Source organism: Pseudomonas sp. NPDC087598, from assembly GCF_044743525.1.
Taxonomy (GTDB): Bacteria; Pseudomonadota; Gammaproteobacteria; order Pseudomonadales; family Pseudomonadaceae; genus Aquipseudomonas.
In genome coordinates, this window is the sequence record NZ_JBIUWQ010000083.1 from 1 (window position 1) to 6,236 (window position 6,236).

The window sequence follows — 6,236 nt, forward strand, 5'->3', positions numbered from 1 at the left end:
GCACTGCATGGTTCTGCGGCAACAACTCGCAGCAACTGTGCAGCAGGTGCAGCACTTCCAATGCAAGATCGGGCTCCCAGGCGTGCAGGCCTGAGTCCTGTAATGTCTGATCGAGGGTTTCGAGCTGGTTCTTGGCCAGTTCGTACTTCTTGGCCATGAAACACAGCCGGGCGAGGGCGAACTGCCAGAAGAAACGCTCGCGCCCGCCGTGGGCCGATTGCAACCCTTGCTTGAGGATCTGCACGGCAGGCTTGAGGCCTTCCTTGCGCAGAATCGGCAGGACTTCTTCGAGGGCTTTTTCCCAGGCGGGCTGGGTTTCGACGTTGTCGTTTTCGACCTTGCGCGGCGCACTCGCGCTTTGCAGATGCGGCATGACATTGGCAGCGATCCACGCCCGGGTGACCGGGTCGGCAAATGGCGCGCCGTCGTGAAAACGCAACTCGACAATGCCAGGCAGACGCTGAACCAAAAGCGCGAAGTGGATTTCCACTTCGCGCATTGCCAACTCGGCGTTGAGGTTCTGGAGACATTCCCAGACCATCCTCTGGCCATCGAACCAGAACGGTGCCTTCGCCAGGCTCGCCTCCAGTTCCACCAGCAAATCCGCGTACTTACCCTGATCGAAGCGATCCTGATATTGCTTGAGCTTGTCGACCGGCAAGCCACGCAACACGGTGATCTGTTCGGCGTTGCGCTCGGGCACCGCATCGATGGTCATCCACAGCAGCGTACGATTCAGACGCAGGGCACGCAGGTCGGTGGCTTTCTGCTTGAGCCACCAGGCGCACAACGGGCGGGCGCTTTCCTGCTGGGCACGCAGCGCTTTGTGCGCGTCTCTTTCGTTGTCGATCGGTGCGCCGGGGGCGAGCAACTGGCTGGCGGCCTGCTTGACCTGCGCAACCGCCGCGCCCACGACACCGGGGGCCGGCTGGTTGTCGGCCGCGCGCTGGATCATGGTTTTCAGGCGACGGGAGATCGGCAGCAACAGCGGCGAATCATCACCCAGGTGCTCAGCACACGCGGCCTCGAGGCCGGACAGGTGTTCGGAGAGCTGCCGGAACATCGGCAACTGCTCTTTGATCGCGATGTTTTCGGTGATGACCTGCTCAAGACGCGGCACCAGCCAGCCAATCGCGGCGGCACGGGTGCGGGGTTTGAGCGGGTGGACGTCGGCCCAGTTGTTTTCCGACAGATGGTGCAGCAAACCGAGACCGGCCAGCAGCCCGGGGAAGGACTCACGCTGGTACAGCGACCAGGTCAGCCAGGCACCGACACGCAGATCCTTGGATTGGGTACGCAGGAGGTTTTCGCTGTTTTCGCGAATTTTCAGCCAGTCGATCTGCCCGCTTTCATGCATCGAAGAGGCTTTGGCCAGCTCGCTTTCCAGCGCCTCGAATTCGCTCGAAAAACGAACGTCTTCACCCGCGAAATTCTCTTTGGAAACAGAGACTTTTGCGAGTTCGAGGTAATGGGCGGAAAGTTTGCTTGAGTAGGACATCCATGGCCTTTAATTAGGATTACGGTCATGCGCCTATTGGAGTTGCGGCGGCGCGGGACAGTATCGAAGAGCAGTGACGCGACTCATCCAATTGAGTGTGTGCTCTTTCAAGTGGGCGCATCGTAATCACTATGATGGCCACTAGCAAGCATCTGGTTAAACAACAAGACGAAGTGTTCTTTAATTGTTGTAGGAGGTTTCCCTATATTCAGTCAGGGAATCCCTGACACGTTCTTTTTACTCAGTCACGCGCAGAGACAACCTGAAAACCTTGATTTAGAGCGCTCGTTCCAGATCCCCCTCACCACGTAAAAAGGGCCGTAGCGGAATGGCGCAGAGCATGACAAGTTTTGAAAAAACTGAATGTAGGATTATTCCGAAAGACCTTGGTATTGATTCAACAAAACGCAGTGAGACAACGGACAATTAAAAAAGTGCCATCATTTTGATGGCCTCTATATATAGAGACTGCCTTCATTATTTAGGAGGGACGATAGCTATCAAATGAAACGAATACCGAATAGGTACTAACGTTTAGACCCGAACTGTATGTCTGAATAAATCACCAGCCACAAAAAATGGGCACTCGACCGCAATCGATGTGCCCATTTTTTCTTACGGTTCTCCCCATTATTCAGGGAGTTCGCCGCAATTAAGGGTTGACGCTGTCTTTCAACGATTTGCCTGGCTTGAACGCAACGGTGTTGCTGGCCTTGATTTTCACCGGTTCACCGGTTTGCGGGTTTTTGCCGGTGCGGGCGCCGCGGTGGCGTTGCAGGAAGGTGCCGAAGCCTACGAGCGTAACGCTGTCCTTGCGGTGCAGAGCGCCGGTGATTTCTTCGAGGACGGCGTTGAGTACGCGGTTGGCCTGTTCTTTGGTCAGATCTGCTTTTTCAGCGATTGCAGCGGCGAGTTCTGGTTTACGCATTAGTGAAGCCCCTTTGACGGTTTTTTGTTGTTATGTCCGTGCTGTTCTCGTTGGAACAGCGCCCAAGGCGCCGCAGGCTCTACTCTGCGGCAGACGGGAGTGAGAATGGCACGCGGATACGGGCGGCGCCAGTCTCCCGGCGACCTTTGTAGGGGCAAAAGCGGGGTGATTCCGACAGAACGACCAGTATTTACGCCAGCAGGGGCGGAAGCTGTTTGTTCAGTGCGAGTTTTTCCATGACCGCCGCGCCGGTCAGCGCATAACCGAGCAACTGACCGTCGGCCCTGTGGCACAGGGCCTTGATGTCGGCGCCCTGCCCGTCAACGGTCCAGACGCCTTCGCTACCGCGTGGTGGCGGCGAAACCACCAGTGGGCACACCGGGGTTTTCACGGTGATCGGCATCGGGCCGTAGGTCACCGCCGTCGGGTTTCCCGCCAGAGTTTGTGCAAGCGCTCGCGCACAGCTCATGAGGGGCATGACGTACAAAAGATTCAGCCCATCGACCTCGGCGCAATCGCCCAAGGCATAGATGTTGGCGTGGGACGTCTTCAGATGCCGATCAACCACGACGCCGCGATTGACCAGCACGCCGGCAGCCGCCGCCAGATCGATGCGTGGGCGCAGGCCGATGGCCGAGACCACGACATCGCAGGCGATGACCTGGCCGTCGGACAGATGCGCTTCGAGACCGTCGGCGACCTTCTGCAAACGGGTCAGCACCGGGCCGAGGTGGAATTTCGCGCCCAGGCTTTCCAGTCCGGCCTGCACCGCTGCCGCCGCAGCGGGATGCAACAGCATCGGCATGACTTGTTCGCACGGTGCAACCAGTTGCACCTCGTAGCCGCCGAGGATCAGGTCGTTGGCGAATTCGCAGCCGATCAATCCGGCACCGAGCAGCAGCACTCGACGCTTGCCGGCCGCCGCTGCGCGAAAACGTGCGTAGTCTTCGAGATCATTGATCGGGAACACCAGCTCCGCGCCGTCGCCTTCAATCGGCACACGGACGGTTTCCGCGCCCCAAGCGAGGATCAGGTCGCGGTAGGAGACCGCTTCTTCGCCGATCCACAGGCGCTTGTGACCGGCGTCGATGCCGCTGATGCGCGTGTGGGTGCGCACTTCGGCTTTCAATTGCTCGGCCATGGCGCCCGGTTCGGCCATGCTCAGGCCATCGGCGTCCTTGTTTTTGCCGAAACCGGTGGAGAGCATCGGCTTGGAGTAAGAGCGGCCGTCATCGGCGGTAATCAGCAGCAGCGGGGTTTCGCTATCGAGTTTGCGAAACTCCCGGGCCAGGTTGTAGCCCGCAAGCCCGGTGCCGACGATTACGACAGGTGCGTTCATGCCTTACTCCTTTCGATTTACTTAGTTGATTTCGATCATTTCGAAGTCCATCTTGCCGACGCCGCAGTCGGGGCACAGCCAATCTTCCGGCACGTCCTGCCACAGGGTGCCCGGCGCAATACCGTCATCCGGCCAGCCGTCGGCTTCGTTATAGATCAGGCCGCAGACCACACATTGCCACTTTTTCATTCAGGTACTTCCTCAGGGCTCAGGCTTATTGCCGGCACGGACGGTCGATGGGTGTTGCGCTGCCGTCCGGCTCAGCGCGTTTTGTACTGATCGAACCGGGCAGATGCAAGCCTGTTCGGCGCAACGGCGACCCGGATCAATCAATATCGCGGACGGCCATGTTAAGCTCGCCGCCTCATTTGCGGCCAATAATGACTCATTGTGCAACAGACAAATCCCTGCCCGGCCCCGCTCTGGCTGACTCAAAGCCAACTGACGCCCCTCCCCGATCCCTTGACCCTCGACTGGCTGTTCGACGAAGGCTCACTGACCCGCCGACTGACGCGCCTGTCCAACGATGGCTTCAGCGTTACGCCATTGTTTGAAGGCTGGGACACCCTGCGCGCCGACGAATGCACGGCGCTGGATCTGCCCGAAGGCAGCGAAGGCTGGGTGCGTGAGGTGTATTTGCGCGGGCACGGCGAGGCTTGGGTATTTGCTCGCAGCGTTGCCTCGCGCGCAGCCCTGCAAGGCGACGGTTTGCACATGGACGAATTGGGCAGCCGCTCGTTGGGCGAATTGCTGTTTTGCGATCACGCCTTTCAGCGCCGCGCCATCGAAGTTTGTCACTACCCCGAGCAATGCTTGCCGCCAGACGTGAAAGCGCCTGAGCTGTGGGGCCGGCGCTCGCGCTTCGACCGTGGCGCGCTGAGTGTGCTGGTCGCCGAAATCTTCCTGCCGAGTCTGTGGGATGCCGTCCGCGCCCATCCGGAGAACAACTGATGTATCAGCGCCTGCTCAAGTCCCTGAACCGTTTGAATCCGCGCGCCTGGGATTTCATTCAGTTGACGCGCATGGACAAGCCGATCGGTATCTATCTGCTGCTGTGGCCGACGCTGTGGGCACTGTGGATTGCCGGTAAAGGCTCGCCGTCGCTGGCCAACGTGGTGATTTTCGTCCTCGGCGTGGTGCTGACCCGCGCCGGTGGCTGCGTGATCAATGACTGGGCTGATCGCAAGGTCGACGGTCACGTCAAACGCACCGCGCAACGACCACTGGCCAGCGGCAAGATCAGCTCGAAAGAAGCCTTGGTGTTCTTTGCGCTGCTGATGGGCGTAAGTTTTCTGCTGGTGCTGTGCACCAATGCGCCGACGATCTGGCTGTCGCTGGGCGGTCTGGCACTGGCGTTCACCTATCCATTCATGAAGCGCTACACCTATTACCCGCAGGTGGTGTTGGGCGCCGCATTCTCTTGGGGGATGCCGATGGCGTTCACTGCCGAGACCGGTGAACTGCCGGCAGCCGCGTGGCTGTTGTGGATTGCCAACCTGTTGTGGACGGTGGGTTACGACACTTATTACGCGATGACCGATCGGGACGACGACTTGAAGATCGGCGTGAAATCCACGGCGATTCTGTTTGGCGAGGCGGACCGGGTGATCATCCTGAGCTTGCAGGCACTGTCGTTGGGCTGCCTGTTGCTGGCGGGGTCAAAATTCGAATTGGGAGTCTGGTTCCACCTCGGCTTGCTGGTGGCTGCCGGCTGCTATGCGTGGGAGTTCTGGTACACGCGGGACCGCGACCGGATGCGCTGTTTCAAGGCGTTTTTGCACAACCATTGGGCCGGGCTGGCGATTTTTGTCGGGATCGTGCTGGATTACGCGTTGCGCTGAACACACATCTGTAGGAGTGAGCCTGCTCGCGATAGCGGTGTGTCAGTGGAAGACAATATTGGCTGACAAATCGCCATCGCGAGCAGGCGCACTCCTACAGGGGCGGGATCAGTGTTTAGGCATGTGCCACATGTCCTTGAACCCTTCACCTTTCATGTCGCCTGGTTTTGCATCCATTTTGTAGGTGTATAGCGGCTTGCCGTCATATGCCCATTGCATCATGCCGTCATCACGCTTGATGGGGGTGAATTTGCCTTCTGCCTTGGCACCCGCCGGCGCCATCATCGGCGGCCAGTTTTTCGCGCAATCGCCGTTGCACATCGACTTGCCGCTAGTGTCCTTGTCAAAGGTGTACACAGTCATGCCTTTGTGGTCGGTCATCATGCCGTCTTTCATCATGACCGGATCAGCGGCGAACGCCATTGAGGGCAATGCTACGGCAGCGGCAAGCAACAGTGCTTTGAAAGAAACAGTCATTTGAGTCATGGAAACCTTCTTTTGTGGTTGTCAGGATTCGGACTTAGAGCTTAGTTCAGGATTTGCACAATCGACTAATTACTAAAATTATTTAACTCTACTGAAATATTTCCTTTTTCTTTTTCTGATGTAGATATTTTATTGAGTATATTT

General features: G+C 58.2%; 7 protein-coding genes. 2 read left to right on the top strand and 5 right to left on the bottom strand.

The annotated features are described in order from the left end of the window. From tssA to ACIOWE_RS27915, 4 genes are all read right to left on the bottom strand, one after another. Positions 1-1,498 (bottom strand): type VI secretion system protein TssA (gene tssA, locus ACIOWE_RS27900; protein WP_401398074.1); only part of this gene is annotated, 1,498 nt, incomplete at its 3' end. 652 nt (positions 1,499-2,150) lie between these two features. Further along, positions 2,151-2,426, bottom strand: coding sequence for an HU family DNA-binding protein (locus ACIOWE_RS27905; protein ID WP_003213368.1), 276 nt, complete (start codon positions 2,424-2,426; stop codon positions 2,151-2,153). A 190-nt stretch (positions 2,427-2,616) separates the two neighbouring features. Beyond that, positions 2,617-3,765, bottom strand: a complete 1,149-nt coding sequence (locus ACIOWE_RS27910; RefSeq protein ID WP_401398076.1) for an NAD(P)/FAD-dependent oxidoreductase — start codon at positions 3,763-3,765, stop codon at positions 2,617-2,619. A gap of 21 nt (positions 3,766-3,786) precedes the next feature. Next, positions 3,787-3,954: a rubredoxin gene (locus ACIOWE_RS27915; RefSeq protein ID WP_007954349.1), complete on the bottom strand. Its 168-nt coding sequence runs from the start codon at positions 3,952-3,954 to the stop codon at positions 3,787-3,789. 201 nt (positions 3,955-4,155) lie between these two features. Here ACIOWE_RS27915 and ACIOWE_RS27920 point away from each other — a divergent pair, with 201 nt between their 5' ends. After that, positions 4,156-4,716: a chorismate--pyruvate lyase family protein gene (locus ACIOWE_RS27920; protein WP_401398078.1), complete on the top strand. Its 561-nt coding sequence runs from the start codon at positions 4,156-4,158 to the stop codon at positions 4,714-4,716. Further along, positions 4,716-5,606: a 4-hydroxybenzoate octaprenyltransferase gene (gene ubiA / locus ACIOWE_RS27925; protein ID WP_401398080.1), complete on the top strand. Its 891-nt coding sequence runs from the start codon at positions 4,716-4,718 to the stop codon at positions 5,604-5,606. The genes ACIOWE_RS27920 and ubiA overlap by 1 nt, the downstream gene beginning before the upstream one ends. 108 nt (positions 5,607-5,714) lie before the next feature. On the opposite strand, the gene ACIOWE_RS27930 is transcribed toward ubiA, so the two are convergent. Further along, positions 5,715-6,092 carry a hypothetical protein gene (locus ACIOWE_RS27930; protein WP_401398082.1) on the bottom strand — a complete coding sequence of 126 codons (378 nt, stop codon included), beginning with the start codon at positions 6,090-6,092 and terminating at the stop codon, positions 5,715-5,717. Between the last annotated feature and the right edge of the window lie 144 nt (positions 6,093-6,236).